Here is a 19,496-nt window from a genome sequence, read left to right as displayed (position 1 = left end):
GCTTAGAATTTAACTTAAGCGGATTTTGTAAAAATACATTTACTATTTTCTAGAGATTAAAATTCTTTTTATTGTATCAGGTGTTATATTACGACACTCTCCAAGTTTCCAACCGCGTTGATTCATTCTTTCTACTATCTTATTTATGGCTTCTTCGTCAAGATTGTAGTCAGAAAGGTGAGTTTTTACACCCATTTGCTCAAAGAAAGATTCTACTGCTTTTATAGTTTGTTCAATAGCATGGTCTTCTTCAATTCCAAAGACTTCTTTTCCTAGTCTGGTTATCTTTTTAGCTTTTTGTTCTTTTAGTTCATTTATAAGCCCGGGAAGAATGATTGCTAAAGTCTGTCCGTGATCCAACCCATAAAAAGCAGTAAGTTCATGACCTATCATATGTGTAGCCCAGTCTTCGGGTACACCTTGTGCAATCCATCCGTTCAATGCCCATGTAGATGCCCACATCAGGTTGGCTCTGACATCGTAATTAGTAGGTTCTGTTAAAGCTTTTGGTCCTTCTATAACTAAGGTTTTTAATATTGCTTCAGCCATCATATCTTGCAATAATGAATCTCCATCGTAGTATGTAAGATATTGCTCTATAACATGGACAAAAGCATCAACAACTCCATTGCCTATTTGTTTTATTGGTAGTGAGTATGTTGTAGTAGGATCTAGAACTGAAAATTTAGGATAAGTGCGAGAAGAAGAAAATGATAGTTTTTCCTGAGTTTCAACCCTTGTGATAACAGCTCCTGCATTCATTTCAGACCCGGTAGCAGGTAAAGTTAATACGGTTCCGAAAGGGAGTGCATTGGTAATCTTTCTACCTTTGGATAAAATTTCCCAAGGGTCACCTTGTGTTGAACATGCCGCTGCCGCAATAAATTTAGTTGCATCAATAACAGATCCGCCGCCAACAGCAAGTATAAAGTTTATACCTTTCTGCTTAATCAACTCTACAGCTTTCATACATGTCTCGTAATGAGGGTTTGGCTCTATACCCGAGAACTCAAAAGTATCAAAACCTGAGAGTGCTTCTGATACCTGTTGATAAACTCCATTCGCTTTAATGCTTCCTCCTCCGTATGTAATAAGAACTTTACTACCGGAAGGAATCTCTGTGCTGATTTTCTTTATGGTATCTTTTCCAAAGATAATTTTAACGGGATTGACAAATGAGAAGTTTTCCATATCTTTTTAGTCTAAATATTTGATTTAAAAATCTGCAAGAAGTTTAATGTTTATTTGTCTGCCTGTCAGATAATTTGGTACAGCATGTTGCATATTATGTACATCTGCCACCCAATAATAAGTATTCGTGTTTTGCATATCAAAAAGGTTGAACAGGTCTAATCCTAGCCATATGTTTTTGAATGCAGCACAAAATGAATTTGTATTTCTGATTTTAAAATCTTCTCCTAGTATTTGCCAGGCAAAACCAAGATCAACTCTTTTATAAGCGAGTGTTCTGAAATAGCCATTTTCATAACCCGAATATGGTGGAGAAACAGGTAATCCTTGTGACCATACACCTCTCAAACTCATTCTTAGTCGCTCGTAACCAGGGAAATAATCTTGATAAAACAGTGCAAGGTTGAACCGTTGATCGGTTGGCAATGGAAGTTTTATACCATTAATATCTTGTTCCGATTTCATAAACGATAAACTAATCCAACTATCAGCATTAGGAATAAATTCTCCATACAGAGTAGCATCTATTCCTACAATATGTCCATCAGCTATATTTTGTCCGGTATAGCGTATTTTCACATTATTTACAGTGTAGGGAATAAGATCAGATAGCTTTTTATAAAATATTTCTCCAGATAATTTAAAAGGCGAGGTCTGTGTTTCTGTGTTACCTCCAAAATAATAATCACTGCCTACTACTAAATGTATTGATTTTTGAGACTTGATATCTTTATTTAGAGTGATTTTATCACTGCTTTGATCTTTGATTATATATTGTAATTCCTTGTAGAATGGTGCTTGATAATAGATTCCTCCTGATATTTTGAATGATAGGTCAGGTATAGCATTAGGAAAGAAGATTAAAGCTCCACGAGGACTAATAATTGTTTCTTTGTTTAAATCCCAGTAACTTGCTCTCACTCCTGCGTTTAGGATGAATGTTCCTTTATCAATCTCGAAGTTATAAGAATCTTGAATAAATCCCGAAAAACGATTAGAAGATATTTTATTGTCCGATTTTAGACTTGAGAATAGGTTTACTTCAATACCATTACTCGGAATGGAATAACCGGTAGAGTCTCTCATTTCCCATTCTTTTATATGGTCTTTTACTTTCTCGTTCTGGATACTAATGCCCCATTTTATAAGATGCTTATTTAGTCTGTAATTTCCAAAATGAGAAAGAGTATATACATCTGCATCTAGTCTGTTACGGGCATGTTCATGATATGTCCCGATACCTAAAGGAAAGCTGTTGTTTAATGTTTCACCGGCAAAGGCTTCTTTTAATTCATATCTGCCCTCAATATCATATTTTTCTTGCTCATCGGAATGAAAAGTTGAGCCTGATAATCCTAAGGTTAATTGGTCCGTAACTTTTCCTTTTAGAGTCATGGCAAATTGATAGGTCTTAAATAAGTCTTTTTCCCATCCATTGAAATGAACTAAGAAAGTCTTAGGATTCATATATGTACCAAAGGTCGTTTCTCTTGATGCTGGTGTAAACTCGTAACTATTATGAGAATAGTTGCCAAGCAGGTTTAACTCCCATTTTGGAGAAAAGTTATAAGTAATAAAAGTCTGAGCATCGATAAAAGAGGGATCAAATTCAGCTTTAGTATCCGTCGTATTTAATAAGGAACGGGTTGTTTTGTAGCGAATACCTGTAGTTTGTGAATACTTGTCATTAGAACTGCCAACGTATAAATCTCCACCCATCATGCTGGCAGAAACAGCTCCTTCAAACTTTTTAGGCTTCTTGTAAGTGATATCAAGTACCGATGACATTTTATCTCCATATTCGGAGCTAAATCCTCCTGCTGAAAAACCAACGTTTTCTACCATATTAGGATTGATAAAACTAAGTCCTTCTTGTTGAGCAGAACGTACAAGAAGGGGCCTGTATATTTCTATTCCGTTGATGTACACAATGTTTTCGTCAAAATTTCCTCCCCGAACGGAATATTGAGAACTTAACTCGTTCGTAGAACTTACGCCGCCAACAGTAGAAAGCATGGCTTCCAGACTATTCCAAGGATTGGATGGTCTGTTTGAATTAAGAAATTCGTAGTTCCTTATAAAAATAGAACTTCTCGATCCTGATACGGAGACTTCCGAAAGATCATGATCCGTTTTGCTGAGTGTTATATCTACTTCAATAGATTGAGGTGCACTCAAAAAGATATGTTGTTGACTCTGGTATCCAAGAAGCGAAAAAGAAAGTTTTATTGAATCTTGTTTTATTAACTGAAGTTCATACCTGCCATCTCTGTCAGAATATGTTCCATTAGTTGTGTTTTCCTGCGAAACAGTAACATGTTCGAGAGGGATATTGCCCTTGTCGGTGATTCTCCCTGTTACTTTTATTTTCTGAGCAAAGGCTTGTCCCGCAAGTAGAAAAGTTAGTATAAGGAAGCTGTATCTCAATATCATGTTATCTTGTTTTCTGGTTTTCTAGTTTTGGCAAATTTATGGATATATTTTGTGTCAGCAAACTAATTAGGCTTTTAAAGTTTTTGACGATAAAATAATGATGTCTAAGTATTTCCTTTTAGTTTTTTTATTAAAAATAGTTTCTTTGTGTGGAAAACTATCTCTAATTTGCTCTATATGTTATAATAACAACCCCTAAATATATAAAATATGAAAAAAATATTATTTTTTCTGGTTATTAGTAGCTTCATGTTTGCTTCTTGTAATAGGTATTCAAAAGATGAGCATCCAGAGGCATATATTGATGTAATGGGAAGTGCTGAAATGGAAGTCGATCCTGATGAAATCCATTTGTCTGTCGTAGTAGGGAATGTATCGGAAAAATCTCAATCGGGGAGTGTCAGAGAATTACTCACCTTAGATGCTGCAGATAAAAAACTAATGGAAACGCTTGCAAAAGTAGGAGTGAATAAAGATCAGGTAATTCTGAATGATGCAGTTACGGCAAATTATTGGTATCTAAGGTACGGTCGTTATGTAGATAATGTACGACTAGAAAAAAGATATAATATTATTTTGGATGGTGTAACACAGCTGAATAATCTCTTATCCGAACTTCCTGGTCCTAAGGATGGTGTAATCAGTGTCAATATTACTGAATTGAAAAATAAGAATATTCAAGAACATCGTAAAGAAACGAAAAAGATGGCTATGAAAGCCGCTAAAGATAAAGCTTCTTATTTGCTAGAGAGTGTTGGAGCTAAAGCAGGTAAGCCTATTTATGTGAAAGAGGTTTTTGATAATGGATATGATGTTCAGGCTTTCGGTGCATTAAGTAACGTAGTAATGCAAGAGGCTGAAAGAAAATCAGAATCCATGGTGATGACAGGAGGGGATACTCAGATGAGAAAAATAAAATTAATATATGAAATTGAAGCAAAATTTGAGATTTTGTAAACTTATAAAAATAAAAGTAAGTGATACGGATAACATCTATAGTTATCCGTATTTTTTTGCTAAAACAGGATGTCGCTACTGTTGAAAAGTGATTTTTGAATTATTTCCATTGCGATGTTTTTTGTTGTAACTTTACGAGTTCTGAAAAGCTAAAAACTATATGAATAATTTTGTCCATTTACACGTTCACTCTCAATATTCCTTGCTTGATGGTCAGGCAAGTATTCCTAATTTGGTGGAGAAGGCTATTGCCGATGGAATGAAAGGAATAGCATTAACAGACCATGGTGCCATGTTTGGTGTGAAGGAGTTTTTTAACTATGTGAAAAAGAAAAACTCTAAATTCGATGGAGCTATAAAGGAATTGAAAGCAGAACTAAAAGCTTTAGAAAAAGAAGATCCTTCTACCGAAAATTCTCAAAAAATAGGAGAAATCAAAAATAAGATACACGAAGAAACAGCCAAGAAATTCAAGCCTATAATAGGTTGTGAATGCTATGTTGCACGTCGTGGAAGAAAATTGAAAGAGGGAAAACCTGATATGAGTGGCTGGCATTTAGTTGTACTCGCAAAAAATTATCAGGGTTATAAGAACCTTATCAAAATGGTTTCTTATGGGTGGACTGAAGGTTTTTATATGCGTCCGCGTATCGATAAAGAATTGCTGGAAAAATATCATGAAGGACTGATTGTGTCTACTGCATGCCTTGGAGGAGAAGTTCCTAAAAAAATAATGTCCGGTGATATAGAAGAAGCCGAAAAGTCTATCGAATGGTTCAAAAATCTTTTTGGAGATGATTTCTACCTTGAACTTCAACGTCATAAAACAAATCGTCCAGATGCCAATACCGAGGCTTATCCTTTACAAGAAAAAGTTAATAAAGAACTACTTCGATTAGGAGAAAAATATGATGTTAAGGTTATTGCAACCAACGATGTACACTTTGTGAACGAAGAAGATGCAGAAGCTCACGATCGTTTGATCTGTCTGAGTACAGGCAGGGATTTTGATGACCCTAAACGTATGCGATATACCAAACAAGAATGGTTGAAGACTACTGCCGAAATGAATCAAATATACAGCGATATACCTCATGTTTTGAGTAATACGTTGGACATATTAGATAAGGTAGAGTATTATTCAATCGATTCGGATGCATTAATGCCTTTTTTCCCTATCGATGTCTCTTTTGGTACAGAAGAAGGATATAAACTAATGTATTCGGAAGATGATCTGATCAAAGAGTTTGGAGAAAAAGAATACAAACGTTTAGGAGGTTATGATAAAGTAATCCGTATTAAGCTCGAATCTGATTATTTGCGCCATTTGACAATGATTGGTGCCGAAAAACGTTATGGTAAAAACTTAACAGAAGAAATTTCTGAGCGGCTCGAATTTGAGTTAACTACAATGAAGACGATGGGATTTCCAGGGTATTTCCTCATTGTACAAGACTTTATTACTGCGGCAAGAGAGATGGGGGTTGCTGTAGGTCCTGGTCGTGGATCAGCAGCGGGTTCGGCTGTGGCTTACTGTCTTGGAATTACGGATATAGACCCTATCAAATACGACTTACTATTTGAGCGTTTCTTAAATCCGGATCGTATCTCAATGCCCGATATCGATATTGACTTTGACGATGATGGTCGTGGTAAAGTACTGAAATGGGTTACAGATAAGTACGGACAAGAGCGTGTTGCTCATATTATTACGTATGGTACGATGGCTACTAAGTCTGCAATAAAAGATGTTGCCCGTGTACAAAAGCTACCATTAGCAGAGTCGAATAGACTTGCTAAATTTGTGCCGGATCGTATTCCTGATAAAAAGAAAGTGACATTGCGCGATGCAATAGAGTATGTGCCTGAGCTGAAAGAAGCAGCTGCTAGCCATGATCCAGTGATGCGAGATACTCTTAAGTATGCTCAAATGCTAGAAGGTAATGTGCGAAATACAGGTGTGCATGCTTGTGGTATTATCATTGGACAACAAGCAATTTCAGATATTGTGCCTGTAAGTACAGCTGAGGATAAAGAGACCGGAGAAAATATGCTTGTCACTCAATATGAGGGAACGGTTATTGAAGAAACCGGACTTATTAAGATGGACTTCTTGGGTCTTAAAACGCTGTCGATAATAAAAGAAGCATTAGAAAATATAAAGCGGACAACAGGAGAAGTAATTGATATAAATAATATTTCATTAGAAGATCCTAAGACTTATGAACTTTACAGCCAGGGGCGAACTACAGGAACTTTCCAATTTGAGTCTGCTGGTATGCAGAAGTATTTGAAAGAACTTCAACCATCCAAGTTTGAAGACCTTATTGCAATGAATGCTCTATATCGTCCGGGGCCAATGGATTATATTCCTTCTTTTATTGCCCGTAAACATGGTCAAGAAGAGATTTCCTACGATATTCCCATCATGGAGCGTTATCTGAACGATACATATGGTATTACAGTATATCAGGAACAGGTCATGTTACTATCTCGTTTGTTGGCAGATTTCACACGAGGTCAGTCGGATGAGCTGCGTAAGGCAATGGGTAAGAAACTGATTGATAAAATGAATGCGCTGAAAGAAAAATTTCTTGCAGGGGGAAAGAAAAATGGACATGAAAAGAAAACATTAGAAAAAATATGGGCCGACTGGGAGAAATTTGCGTCTTATGCATTCAATAAATCTCATGCTACATGTTATTCGTGGGTTGCTTATCAGACTGCATGGTTAAAAGCTAACTATCCATCCGAGTATATGGCTGCCGTACTTTCCCGAAACTTATCCAATATAACGGAGATCACTAAGTTTATGGATGAATGCAAAGCCATGAATATGAATGTTCTTGGTCCTGATGTAAATGAGTCATTCCTCAAGTTTTCAGTGAATAAAGAAGGCGATATTCGTTTTGGACTTGCTGCTATCAAAGGGGTAGGAGAAGGCGCTGTAATGAATATCATAGAAGAGAGAACAAAGAATGGACCCTTCAAAAATGTTTTTGACTTTGTGGAGCGTGTCAATCTTAGTTCTTGTAATAAGAAGAATATTGAATCATTAGCTCTGGCTGGTGCCTTTGATAACTTCCCTGAAGTAGGAAGAGAACAGTTTCTTGCTGAAAATGGAAAGGGAGAGCCTTTTATAGATCTTTTGATCCGTTACGGAAATAAATATCAAACAGATAAATATCAGGCAACAAATTCACTTTTTGGAGGTGATGCATCTTTCGATATTGCTCGACCTGAAATTCCGAAAGTTGAAAAATGGTCGGATTTAGAACGCCTGAATAAAGAGCGTGAGCTTATTGGTATCTACCTTTCAGCTCACCCATTGGATGAATATAAACTTATTCTTAATTATGTATGTAATCTGGGAATGGCAGATATTGAGGATAAAGAAGCCTTTAAAAACAAGGAAGTCTCTTTTGGAGGGTTAGTTTCTGCTATTCGCGAAGGTATGACTAAGCGAGGGAAGCCATATATGATTATTCGAATAGAAGACTTCACCGGTAGTGGAGAGATTCCTTTGTTTGGAGATGATTATATCAATTTTGGTAAATATGGACATGTTGGATTGTATGTTTATATAAAAGGACGCATTCAGGGTAGAAGATATGATGAAAATCAAATGGAACTGAAAATAAATTCAATCCAACTATTACCTGATGTGAAAGATAGCCTGATAGAAAAAATTACGATAACATTACCCTTGCACGATATGAACAATCAGATGGTTGATGAACTCTCTACTTTGACAAAAAACAATCCGGGTAATTCTTTGTTATATTTCCAAGTAGTAGATGGAGAAAAGAACTTGAAGGTAGATCTGTTTTCTAGAAGTATGAAAATAAATGTAAGGCAAGAACTCGTTGATTATTTAGTAGATAATGAAAATATCCTATTCAAGATTAATTAAAATATTTTTATTTGTAAAATAGATTTTTTACATTTGCATATCGTTAAAAGATATAGATCTTATAGATAATATAAATTTAATAATAGATAAAAATTATGGCTTTAGAAATTACAGATGCAAGTTTCGAAGAAATATTAAATTCAGAGAAACCTCTTGTTATCGATTTTTGGGCAGAATGGTGCGGTCCTTGTCGCATGGTTGGTCCTATTGTAGATGAATTGGCAGAAGAATTTGCTGATAAAGTAACTATAGGTAAAGTAGATGTTGACAATAATGATGAGATAACATCAAAATATGGTATTCGTAACATTCCTACAATCCTTTTTATTAAGAACGGAGAAGTTGTTGATAAACAAGTAGGAGCTGCTCAGAAATCTGTATTGCAAGGTAAGATAGAGAACCTGTTGAAATAATAGCAACAAATAATACTATAAAGAGCCTATTAAATCATATTTAATAGGCTCTTTTTCTGTTTTAGAATATTCTGTTAATTAAATCTCACTACATCTAGTGATTGATAGCATCAAAGGCTTTATCTATTTTTGTCATTCAACTAAATATTACAACACTATCTTAAAAAATGATGAAGATGAATTTTAGAAATATTCTTCTGTTAACACTCTTATACTATGTTATTGTTCCAATTAATGTATTTGCCTCAGATGATGATCCTATCTATGGAGATTCTACTATAATGCGATATACAGCAAAAGAAGTTGTGATAGAATCTTTTAAGCAGAATCGGAATCTGGATATGCAACCCATAGCAGCATCGTTAGTCACAGAAAAAGAATTACGTGAAAATAATATAATGAGCGTAAAAGAAATAACAGGCATGTTGCCCAATTTCTATATGCCAGAATATGGCTCTAAATTAAAATCTCCGGTTTTTATCAGAGGAATTGGTTCCGAAAAAGATGCTCCATCGGTAGGATTGTATGTAGATGGAGTACCTTATTTTGATAGATCCACTTTTGACTTTAATATAAATGATGTAGAGCATATAGAGGTGTTGAGAGGTCCTCAAGGTACACTGTATGGTCGAAATACAATGGGGGGAATTATTAATGTATATACAAGATCTCCATTCAATTATAAAGGAACTAATCTAAATTTATCGGCAGGGAACTATAATAGCTATCAGGCTGGAATATCTCATTATGGAAACATAGATAACAAATTTGGTTATTCAGGCTCTGTTAATTATATGACCTCCGGCGGGTATTTCAAGAATATATATAATGGAAAAAGACCAGATGGAATAGATGCTGTCTCAACACGCGCACGCCTTAGCTGGCGTATAAAGCCTCATTTTACAGCTCACCTTGTATTAGCTTATGAATATTCAGATCAAGATGGATATCCTTACAGAAACTATCATAATGAGACTGGTGAAATAGAAAGTATTAATTATAATTCACCTAGTTTCTTTAGACGTAACATGTCTACAAATGGTCTGAATCTAGAATATGTAACAGATAATTTCAAATTGGCATCTCAGTCATCATTTCAGTTTTTTGATGGAACACAAGGCTTAGACCAAGACTTTTCTCCTCGGGATGAATATTATGTAGACTTTTATCAACGTCAACAAATGTACTCTCAGGAATTTAATATTAAGTCATTAAAAGAAGATAGCCGTTACGAATGGCAATTTGGGGCATTTGGCTTTCATCAGAATTATTTTCAGACAAATAATGTAGATATAAGAAAGACGGGAGGGTTCTCTATTCAAAATGTGAGAAATCCCAGTGGAGGTTTTGCTCTTTATCATCAGTCCAAAATTAATAAAATATTTACAGATGGATTATCTCTAGTTTTGGGTGCTCGTTACGATTGGGAAAAAACAAAATCTACTTATGAAGTTATAACACCCAAAGGAGCAGCGGATCCTCGTATCAATGATATGTCTTTTTCCCAGTTCACTCCTAAAGCTTCTGTTCAGTATACTTTGCCAAATAATGGATTGACCTATTTCTCGGTAACGAAAGGATATAAAACTGGAGGCTTTAATAATACAGCAGATAATGAAGTAAAAGAGGATTGGTCTTATGATCCAGAACATAGTTGGAGCTATGAATTGGGAGCAAAATCAAGTTTCTTTGGTAATCTGTTGCATCTGGACTTAACACTTTTCTATATAGATTGGAAAAACCAGCAGATTTCTCAACCTAAAACACTAACCAATGGGTTTATATTAAGAAATGCAGGAAAATCAGCAAGTAAAGGAGTTGAGTTTTCTGCTCAGATAAATCCTCTCAAAAATTTAAGCTTTAATGCTTCGTATGGTTATACGAATGCTAAGTATAAAGATTATAAAAAGGGTGATATTGTTTACGATAACAATTTCTTGATTATGGTGCCTCAAAACACGTTGTCTCTGGTAGGTAATTATATTGTAGACTTGAAAAATTGTTGGTTTGACAACATAGCCTTTAATGCACAATATACAGGAGTAGGCAAAATATACTGGAATAATGAAAATGATGTAGTGCAGCCGTATTATGGAATGTTTAATGGTAAAATAACGTTAGAAAAGAAAAATTTTTCCATAGATTTGTGGGCTAAAAATATTGGTGATAAAGATTATATCGCTTTTTATTTTGAGACAACAACCCAGAACTATGTCCAAACAGGAAAACCTTTTACTTGTGGGGTTAATATGAATTTGAAATTTTAAATATGATAGATACCCAAAAAGGTGGAAAATTATTTACGTTCTTTTGCTTATATATAGCGCAAAAGATACCAATGAGTTTCTTCTCAACAGTGATTCCTGTCATTATGCGGCAGCAGAACTTCTCTCTGGAAACTATTGGTTTACTTCAACTCTTAAAACTCCCATGGGTATTGAAATTCTTATGGTCTCCGGCTGTTGACAGAACAACTTATCGATTGAAAGACTTTAAGGCATGGATTTTTTCTTCGGAATTAATTTATGCATGTATTATTTTTTCGATTGCATTCCTTGATTTAAGTGTTACTCCTGAACTGATTATCGGTCTGGTAGTTGTTGCCTTTATTGCTTCGGCTACGCAAGATATAGCCACCGATGCTTTGGCTGTTCTTTCTTTTAGTAAAAAAGATAAAAGTTTGGTTAATAGTATGCAATCGATGGGAGGGTTTGCCGGAACAATGATTGGGAGCGGATTGCTACTGCTGTTGTATAATAAAATGGGGTGGGGTAGTCTGTTGCCTTATCTAGCCATATTTGTACTGATAGCTGTTATTCCTCTTCTGTTTTTTAAGACAGGAAAGGATGAAATAATAAAACCTAAACAAAAAGAGAAGCCGACATATAATGATATTGTTGGTTTTTTCAGGCAAAAAGGAATTTGGAAACAAGTTGTATTCTTATTTTTGTACTATGCCGGACTGATAGGAGTGTTGGCTATGTTGAAACCTATGCTTGTTGACTATGGGTACAATATGAAGGAGATCGGTGTAATGTCCGGGATTGTCGGAACATCGATAGGCTGTGTTGCGTCTTTAGGAGGAGGATTCTTAGTACGAAAGATAGGTTTGCATGCTTCTCGTATCTTGTTCGCAGTATGTACACTGTTCACCACAATTTACTTCTGTTTGTTGGTTACTGTTTTACCTGTTAATATTGCAACACTGCATTTAGGGATATCGCTATTATGGGGTAGTTATGGTGTAGCGGTAATGGTAGTTTATACAACAGCAATGGATTGTGTGCGACCAGGATATGAAGGTACCGACTTTACGATACAAACAGTAATAACGCACCTGAGTGGTATAATAGTTGGTGTATGCTCCGGTAAAATAGCAGCAATGATTACTTATAAAGGATTGTTTTTTATTGAAATGGGTATTGCTGCCTTATCTTTGATATTCATATTATTTGTCTTTAAACTGAAAGATTCAAAAAAAGAAAATGAAGCAAGAGTTATTGAATAAATATAGTGTTCCTGTACCTCGATATACGAGTTATCCTCCTGCAAACTTTTTTAATGATTCGTTTACAGCAGAATCATATAAAAAAGCTATTGTTGAGTCTAATAATCAAGACCCTCAACATATTTCAGTCTATATACATATACCATTTTGTCATCAGTTGTGTTATTATTGCGGATGTAATTCTCAAAAATTCAGAGAAAAAGAAACCGTTAATGCATATATAGACGCTCTTAAGAAAGAAATAAAAATGGTTCTTCCATTGTTGAATAAAAATAGGAAGATCTCTCAAATACATTATGGAGGAGGAACTCCGACTTCACAGCCGGTAGCTGTCCTTAAAGAATTGAATCATTTAATCTTATCAGAGTTCGATTGTATTGAGAATCCAGAAATAGCAATCGAATGTCATCCCGGATTTATGGATGAATCGTATTGGGAAAGTCTTACAGATGCAGGTTTTAATAGAGTGAGTATTGGGATACAAGATTTCAACGAAAATGTATTAAAGGCTGTAAACAGAAGAAAAGCGCTAATTTCTATAGAGCAAATTGTGGATATAGTAAAATCAAAGGGTTTATCCTATAATATGGATTTTATCTATGGATTACCTTTGCAGACTGCTGACTCTTTTGCAGAAACAATAGAGAAAGCTATCTCTTTACAACCTGACAGACTCGTTACTTTTTCGTATGCTCATGTTCCTTGGGTTAATAAACTTCAAACTAAACTTGAAGAAATTGGTTTACCAACAGTTTCTGTAAAAAATGGCATGTATGAGGTAGCTAAAAATTTATTGTCAGATGCTGGCTATAAAACAATAGGGCTTGATCATTTTGTAAAACCCGAAGATGAGCTTTACGCAGCACTGAAGTCTAACAAGCTACATCGAAATTTCCAGGGGTATTGTACCCGTAGAACTACAGGACAGGTTTATGCCTTTGGTATTACTGGTATTAGTCAATTAGCGAATGCATATAGTCAAAACACGAAAGATATTGATTTGTATATAGAGCAAGTCAATAAAGGGATATTCCCTATTGCCAAAGGTTATATTCTGAACGAAGAAGAACAGATTACACGCACCGTTATTTCGGAGTTAATGTGTAATTATACAATCGACTGGAATGCCGTATCTAATGAGTTATCAGTATCCTTAGATAGAATAAAAAATGCAATAAACTATAATAAGACAGTCCTTTCAGGGTTTGCAGATGATGGTATTATTGAATATGATGAAAACCATCTTACTATCCTTCCTGATGCTACTCCTTTTGTCCGTAATGTTGCAGCTTCATTTGATAAACTAATCAATACAAAAGAAAATAGATATTCTAAATCGATCTAGAAGATCTATTCTGTATAAGATAGATAGTCTGCTCTTTTTTAGAGTGGACTATTTCTTTTTATCTCCTAATGGTATGCTAATTCCAAATTGAAGATTGAGAGCCTTACTTGTTGTCGGAATAAATTCAGACGAAACATGCGGAATGGTATAATCACTAGCTAAAAAAAGATTAATTCCTTTGGATGGAGCTAGATGTAAGGCAAGACCAAATGTGTCAAATTTGCTATGTATAAACGAATAGCTTAAGGAAGTGTATAACCACGATGTGAAATGTGCATTTGCTGAAATAGTAAGTTCAGAGGTAGTATAATAGTTGCCAAAACGTGCAGAATACAAGGCTCCTAATGATATTTTATCTTCCATTATTTCATATTCAGCTCCTATATTCATGTTCATTCTTAACATGCTAGTACGCGCATTTTCACCTTCTCCCTTCAGATTGACAGCTTCTTTTAAGTCATCGAAGGTATCCTCCAGAACCTCACTCAACGAAGTACCATTGTCTTTATATATTGTATAATCGCTAGGTACAATTATTACTTCAGTTTTTGGTGATCTCAGATTAATGGAATTGTTCCTCGACCAAGAGATGAAACCTATATCATTAAGGGCAAGAGATAGTTTCAATCCTCCTATTTCAGGGAATATTTTTTTTGTATCAAAAACAGCCCCTAGGTCTAGTCCTAAACCGTAGCCGGAAATATTAAAATTTCCGAAATCAAAACCATCCAGATTTCCTTTCTCATCATAGGTCGGAATGACTCCGGGAGCAGACCCTTTTAATTCAACCTCTGATTTTGCACTCCAGTATTCGGGACCTGCATCAATATTCAGGCTTTTAGCATGTAAGTTGTAATCAGCTAATCCTCCGAGTAATTTTGCGCGAGCACCCAATGTTAAAGTGTTATCAAGAAATATTCTTGAATTTGAAACACCTAATTCAACAAAGGAATACCCTGTAGAGGATAGGTCTGATAGGTCATATTTTGTTTGCTGATTCTGATCAAAACCTTTCTTAAATAGGGCAAAAAATGATTTTGGAATGTTAGCATCCAGATGGGTTCTTATACCTAGATCAATATTCCAGTAACTATCATTTTTAAAGAAGCCTAACCCCAATAATTTGATGTTTGCATCAATATTAATATAGTTGTCATTGCCTAGATTTGATAAGAAATCATCTGCGTTGATACTTTGATGCATAAAGGTAACACGTCCATTTTGAGGCCCATTAAAAGTAAGAGCGTCCAGATTGAGGTTGTTTGTTTGTATATTGGCTCCTATATTAGGTATTATAGGTACAACTAGGTAACCTTGATTAGGGCGTAGAGCTGGATTGAGATTATTTCTTAGGAATGATGATTCCATAAAATAATCTGTCTTTGTGATTTGCGCTAAACAAGATTCTATTACAGCTAAATTAGCAAATAGAACAATTGTTATTATATATAGGTGCTTAAATGATTTCATTTTTTTATAAATCAATGTGGTATCCGCCGGTTTTTACTATTACATTTTTTATAAATATATAATCGTCTTCACCTATCCATATATATGCATTTTTCGACTGGAGGACTATAATCAATCCTAGGTCTTTGGCATTTTCCATATATTTCATATCTTTGGAAGCAATGGTAATAGAGAAGTTGATCTCTTTTCCTGTAGTCAAGGTTTGCTTATCTATCTTAACTTCTTCGATATACTTTCCTTGATAATCTACAGGAAAACAGTAGATGTCTATTGTTACACCGGTTGTAGCAACATCTATGTCTGCTTTGGCTGATATTTCTATATTTCCGGCACCATCAAAGAAAAAGTCTTCAATAACATCTCCATCGAATAGTCCTTTAATTGTATCACTTTTAGTTATAGCCGCATCTGGAACAGGTATTCCTTCGGGAATTATAGCCTCCGATAACCCTTCTAAATATATTGTGTCTATATTCCCAAACATGACAGGAGGGATGTTTAATACTCCGGTTTTGTCTAGGTTATCCCAATTGTATTCACTGTTTACACAGGAGAGAAAAAAGAATGAGGATATAGCAATAATGATAAATCGTATCAATTGTTTCATAGTTTGTTAGTCTATAAATTTACTCGTGTTAGTTTTTTTGTAGTTAAAACATGTAGATATCAGTAAAAGTATATATTATTTAGAGAGTAAAAAAATAATCTTATCTTTATAACTGAATCAATATCAGAGGCACTTTGTTCTAAGAGCACTAAAAAATGAACCTGAATTTTATGAAGAATATATGGACTAAAATTAAACAAATATGGAATCCGGATATAAAAGTTTACTTTATATCTGGAATGTGCTATAATTGTAGTGTCTTTGATGGATTAAAATTGCCAAAAGGTTTCAAGAAAGTTTATATAGAATGGCATATACCTCGTGAAGATGAAACGTTGGAAGAGTATGCACATGAAATGGCTAAAAAAATTGATACTACACGTCCTTTTGTTTTGGTCGGCTATTCTTTCGGTGCAGTTATCATTCAAGAAATGAATAGATTTTTAAGTCCTATGAAGACGATTATTATATCATCATTCAAGAGTGAGCGAGAAATCCCTACTTTTTTTAAAGCTATTAAAATGGCTAACTTGACAGAGAAAGTTCCTAAACGATTGTATTCATCTACAGATTTTATTACAAATGCATTTAATCGTTTTGTATATAATGTGCCTACAAGTGAACTGACTGATATTATGACTTACACCGATCCTGTGTATATAAAATGGGCTGTAAAGCAAATTACAGAATGGATTCCCGAGAATAAGTATAAACACTTATATCATATACATGGTACTTTGGATCAGGTATTTCCTTATGAACTAATAAGAGATGCCTTCCCTGTCGAAAATGGAGATCACTTAATGGTGATGAAGAAAGCTAATATTGTAAGTTCTATTTTGAGTGGTATTTTATTAATAAAAGAATAGATTTATTAGAGAGAGCTATAATAAAAAAGCTACTAGATAATTCTAGTAGCTTTCATTTTTGAGCCTCTTGTCGGATTCGAACCAACGACCCCGAGATTACAAATCACGTGCTCTGGCCAACTGAGCTAAAGAGGCAGGTGGGCAAGCTTACTATATCGCGTCGCTACGACCGACGGCCCTTGCTGCGATCAAGCCCTGGGGGATTAATCGGGAGCTGACCGTATAGGACTTACCCGTGACAAAAGTAGATAAATTTTTGATATATACAAAATATGAAATCGATTTTTTCCTTTGATTTCCTTTTACTACATTTGTACTAAACTCCTTTCTGGGAAAAAGAAGTTAGCAATCAGAGAGTTATTGAAAAAGTAATTTATAATAAAAAAATAAAGAAAAAATAGAAAAGTATGACTTTAGTAGATCGTTTTATTAAATATGTAAAATTTGACACAGAGGCAAGTACCGAAACAGGTATAACCCCAAGCACTCCGGGACAGATGATTTTTGCTCAAGAATTAAAAAAAGAACTTGAGGCAATGGGGTTAGAAGATATTACATTAGATGAGAAAGCATATTTAATGGCTACACTTCCTGCCAATATAGATAAACAGGTGCCTACAATAGGGTTTATTGCTCACTTAGATACCAGTCCAGACCTTACAGGCAAGAACGTAAACCCTCGCATTGTATCTAATTATGATGGCGGAGATATACAATTAAATAAAGATGTAGTATTATCTCCTTCTATGTTTCCCGAAATGGTGGATTATAAAGGACAAGACCTGATTGTAACAGATGGTAATACACTGTTAGGCGCAGATGACAAAGCTGGTATCGCAGAGATTGTTACTGCAATCAAATATTTGCAAGATCATCCTGAAATTAAGCATGGCAAGATACGTATAGCATTCAACCCGGATGAAGAAATAGGAGAGGGTGCTCACAATTTTGATGTGCAAAAGTTTGGTTGTGAGTGGGCATATACCATGGATGGTGGTCCTGTAGGCGAATTAGAATATGAAAACTTTAATGCTGCAGGAGTAAAAATCAACATTCAAGGAAGAAGTGTACATCCTGGATATGCTAAAGATAAGATGATAAATGCATTGGTTGTTGCTAATAAATTAATCTCCTTATTGCCTGCAAACGAAAGACCAGAGCACACTACAGGTTATGAAGGGTTCTTTCATTTGACAAATGTGTCGGGAACAGTTGATGCTGCTACTGTAGGTTACATTATTCGTGATCATAATCGCGAATTGTTCGAGGCTAGAAAAAAGCAGATGCAAGATGCAGTTGATTATATAAATAAATTGTATCCGGAAAGTGTGACGCTGGAAATGAAAGATCAGTATTACAATATGCGTGAAAAAGTAGAGCCTGTAAAACACATTGTAGATATCGCATTTGAAGCTATGACTCAACTAGGGATTACTCCAATAGTGAAACCAATTCGTGGAGGAACAGATGGGGCTCAATTATCATTCAAAGGGCTTCCTTGTCCTAATATTTTTGCCGGTGGTCATAACTTCCATGGACGTTATGAATTTGTTCCTGTACAATCTATGGAGAAGGCTGTGAATGTTATAGTAAAAATAGCAGAGCTAGTAGCAAATAAATAATAGAAAATTAATCCTTAAAGAATAAAAAAATAAATCATGAAAAAAACGCCATTTACAGATATCCATATTGCCCTAGGAGCAAAGATGCATGAGTTTGCAGGATATAATATGCCAATAGAATATTCGGGTATTCTTGACGAACACATGACAGTTTGCAATGGAGTAGGGGTATTCGATGTTTCTCATATGGGTGAGATATGGGTAAAAGGCCCACGTGCCTTAGCCTTTCTTCAACGAATGATGAGTAATAATCTTGAAACACTAGAGATAGGGAAAGCTCAATATTCTTGTATTCTTAACGAAGAAGGTGGGATTGTAGATGATGTGATCATCTATTATTACGAGCCTGAAAAATATATGGTTGTAGTTAATGCTTCTAATGTAGAAAAAGACTGGAACTGGTTTGTTAGTCATAACGAAGAAAATGCTGATTTAGAAAATGCTTCGGACAATATGGCTCAATTAGCTATACAGGGACCTAAAGCCCTAGCTACATTGCAAAAACTAACAAAAATAGATTTGACAAAGATCCCATATTATTCGTTTGCAATTGGTAATTTTGAAGGCTCTGAAATGAATAATATAATAATATCCAATACCGGATATACAGGTGCAGGAGGTTTTGAATTGTATTTTCATCCAGAATATGCAAAAGGTATTTGGGATGCAATATTCGAAGCTGGAGAAGAATTTGGTATCAAACCAATAGGTTTAGGAGCACGTGACACTTTGCGTTTAGAAATGGGCTTTTGCCTATATGGAAATGATTTAGATGATACAACTACTCCTTTAGAAGCGGGTTTAGGTTGGATCACTAAGTTCGTTGAAGGTAAAAATTTTACAACTCGAGCTATCTTAGAAAAGCAAAAGGCAGAAGGCGTTTCTCGCAAACTATGTGGCTTCCGTTTGACAGAGAGAGGAATCCCTCGTCATGGATATGATATTGTGAACGAAACGGGAGAAAAAATAGGAGTTGTTACATCAGGAACTATGTCCCCTACAACGAAAATAGGTGTAGGCTTGGGATATGTAAAACCTGAATATGCAACATTAGGATCTACTATCTTTATAAAAGTAAGAGATAAGAGCTTGAAGGCTGAAGTTGTAAAACCTCCATTTAGGAAATTAGATTAATATCAGAAATATATAATGAAAAAGGAGATCCTAT

At 35.0% G+C, this 19,496-nt stretch carries 13 protein-coding genes and 1 tRNA gene; 9 read left to right on the top strand and 5 right to left on the bottom strand.

Annotated elements, in window-relative coordinates:
• Window positions 1-42 precede the first annotated feature (42 nt).
• Together DHU68_RS06815 and DHU68_RS06810 are read right to left on the bottom strand one after the other, a co-directional pair.
• Window positions 43-1,191 (bottom strand): iron-containing alcohol dehydrogenase, encoded by a 1,149-nt coding sequence (locus DHU68_RS06815; protein WP_108822236.1) that lies wholly within the window; start codon window positions 1,189-1,191, stop codon window positions 43-45.
• 24 nt (window positions 1,192-1,215) lie between these two features.
• A complete protein-coding gene (locus DHU68_RS06810; RefSeq protein ID WP_108822235.1) occupies window positions 1,216-3,624 on the bottom strand; it encodes a TonB-dependent receptor in 2,409 nt (802 codons plus the stop codon).
• 210 nt (window positions 3,625-3,834) lie between these two features.
• On the opposite strand from DHU68_RS06810, the gene DHU68_RS06805 reads away from it, so the two are divergent.
• The 6 genes from DHU68_RS06805 to hemN all read left to right on the top strand — a co-directional run bounded on the left by DHU68_RS06805 (window position 3,835) and on the right by hemN (window position 13,760).
• A complete protein-coding gene (locus tag DHU68_RS06805; RefSeq protein ID WP_108822234.1) occupies window positions 3,835-4,581 on the top strand; it encodes an SIMPL domain-containing protein in 747 nt (248 codons plus the stop codon).
• Between the two features lie 160 nt (window positions 4,582-4,741).
• The gene (gene dnaE, locus DHU68_RS06800; RefSeq protein ID WP_108822233.1) at window positions 4,742-8,494 is read left to right on the top strand and encodes a DNA polymerase III subunit alpha; all 3,753 of its coding nucleotides are present in this window, start codon (window positions 4,742-4,744) and stop codon (window positions 8,492-8,494) included.
• A gap of 95 nt (window positions 8,495-8,589) precedes the next feature.
• Window positions 8,590-8,907 carry a thioredoxin gene (gene trxA, locus DHU68_RS06795; RefSeq protein WP_108822232.1) on the top strand — a complete coding sequence of 106 codons (318 nt, stop codon included), beginning with the start codon at window positions 8,590-8,592 and terminating at the stop codon, window positions 8,905-8,907.
• 176 nt (window positions 8,908-9,083) lie between these two features.
• On the top strand, window positions 9,084-11,174 hold the full coding sequence (locus DHU68_RS06790) for a TonB-dependent receptor (RefSeq protein ID WP_108822542.1): 2,091 nt from the start codon (window positions 9,084-9,086) through the stop codon (window positions 11,172-11,174).
• A gap of 2 nt (window positions 11,175-11,176) precedes the next feature.
• The gene (locus tag DHU68_RS06785; protein WP_108822231.1) at window positions 11,177-12,415 is read left to right on the top strand and encodes an MFS transporter; all 1,239 of its coding nucleotides are present in this window, start codon (window positions 11,177-11,179) and stop codon (window positions 12,413-12,415) included.
• Window positions 12,393-13,760 carry an oxygen-independent coproporphyrinogen III oxidase gene (hemN, locus tag DHU68_RS06780; RefSeq protein WP_108822230.1) on the top strand — a complete coding sequence of 456 codons (1,368 nt, stop codon included), beginning with the start codon at window positions 12,393-12,395 and terminating at the stop codon, window positions 13,758-13,760. Before DHU68_RS06785 ends, hemN begins: the two co-directional genes overlap by 23 nt.
• A 48-nt stretch (window positions 13,761-13,808) precedes the next feature.
• Here the strand turns inward: hemN and DHU68_RS06775 are convergent, their stop codons facing one another.
• A complete protein-coding gene (locus DHU68_RS06775) occupies window positions 13,809-15,128 on the bottom strand; it encodes a DUF5723 family protein (protein ID WP_160111092.1) in 1,320 nt (439 codons plus the stop codon).
• A gap of 106 nt (window positions 15,129-15,234) precedes the next feature.
• A complete protein-coding gene (locus DHU68_RS06770; RefSeq protein ID WP_108822228.1) occupies window positions 15,235-15,837 on the bottom strand; it encodes a hypothetical protein in 603 nt (200 codons plus the stop codon).
• A 155-nt stretch (window positions 15,838-15,992) separates the two neighbouring features.
• Between DHU68_RS06770 and DHU68_RS06765 the strand changes: the two genes are divergently transcribed.
• Window positions 15,993-16,706 carry an alpha/beta hydrolase gene (locus DHU68_RS06765; RefSeq protein WP_108822227.1) on the top strand — a complete coding sequence of 238 codons (714 nt, stop codon included), beginning with the start codon at window positions 15,993-15,995 and terminating at the stop codon, window positions 16,704-16,706.
• Window positions 16,707-16,767: 61 nt separating this feature from the next.
• On the opposite strand, the gene DHU68_RS06760 is transcribed toward DHU68_RS06765, so the two are convergent.
• Window positions 16,768-16,841 (bottom strand) — tRNA-Thr (locus DHU68_RS06760).
• A gap of 272 nt (window positions 16,842-17,113) precedes the next feature.
• Between DHU68_RS06760 and pepT the strand changes: the two genes are divergently transcribed.
• Both pepT and gcvT read left to right on the top strand, forming a co-directional pair.
• A complete protein-coding gene (gene pepT, locus DHU68_RS06750) occupies window positions 17,114-18,328 on the top strand; it encodes a peptidase T (RefSeq protein WP_108822226.1) in 1,215 nt (404 codons plus the stop codon).
• A gap of 36 nt (window positions 18,329-18,364) precedes the next feature.
• Entirely contained in the window at window positions 18,365-19,462 is a 1,098-nt protein-coding gene (gene gcvT / locus DHU68_RS06745; protein WP_108822225.1) for a glycine cleavage system aminomethyltransferase GcvT, read from the top strand.
• The last annotated feature ends 34 nt before the right edge of the window (window positions 19,463-19,496 follow it).

This window comes from Dysgonomonas sp. Marseille-P4361, from assembly GCF_900343125.1.
Classification (GTDB): Bacteria; Bacteroidota; Bacteroidia; order Bacteroidales; family Dysgonomonadaceae; genus Dysgonomonas.
This window is presented reverse-complemented; position numbering and strand designations above follow the sequence as displayed.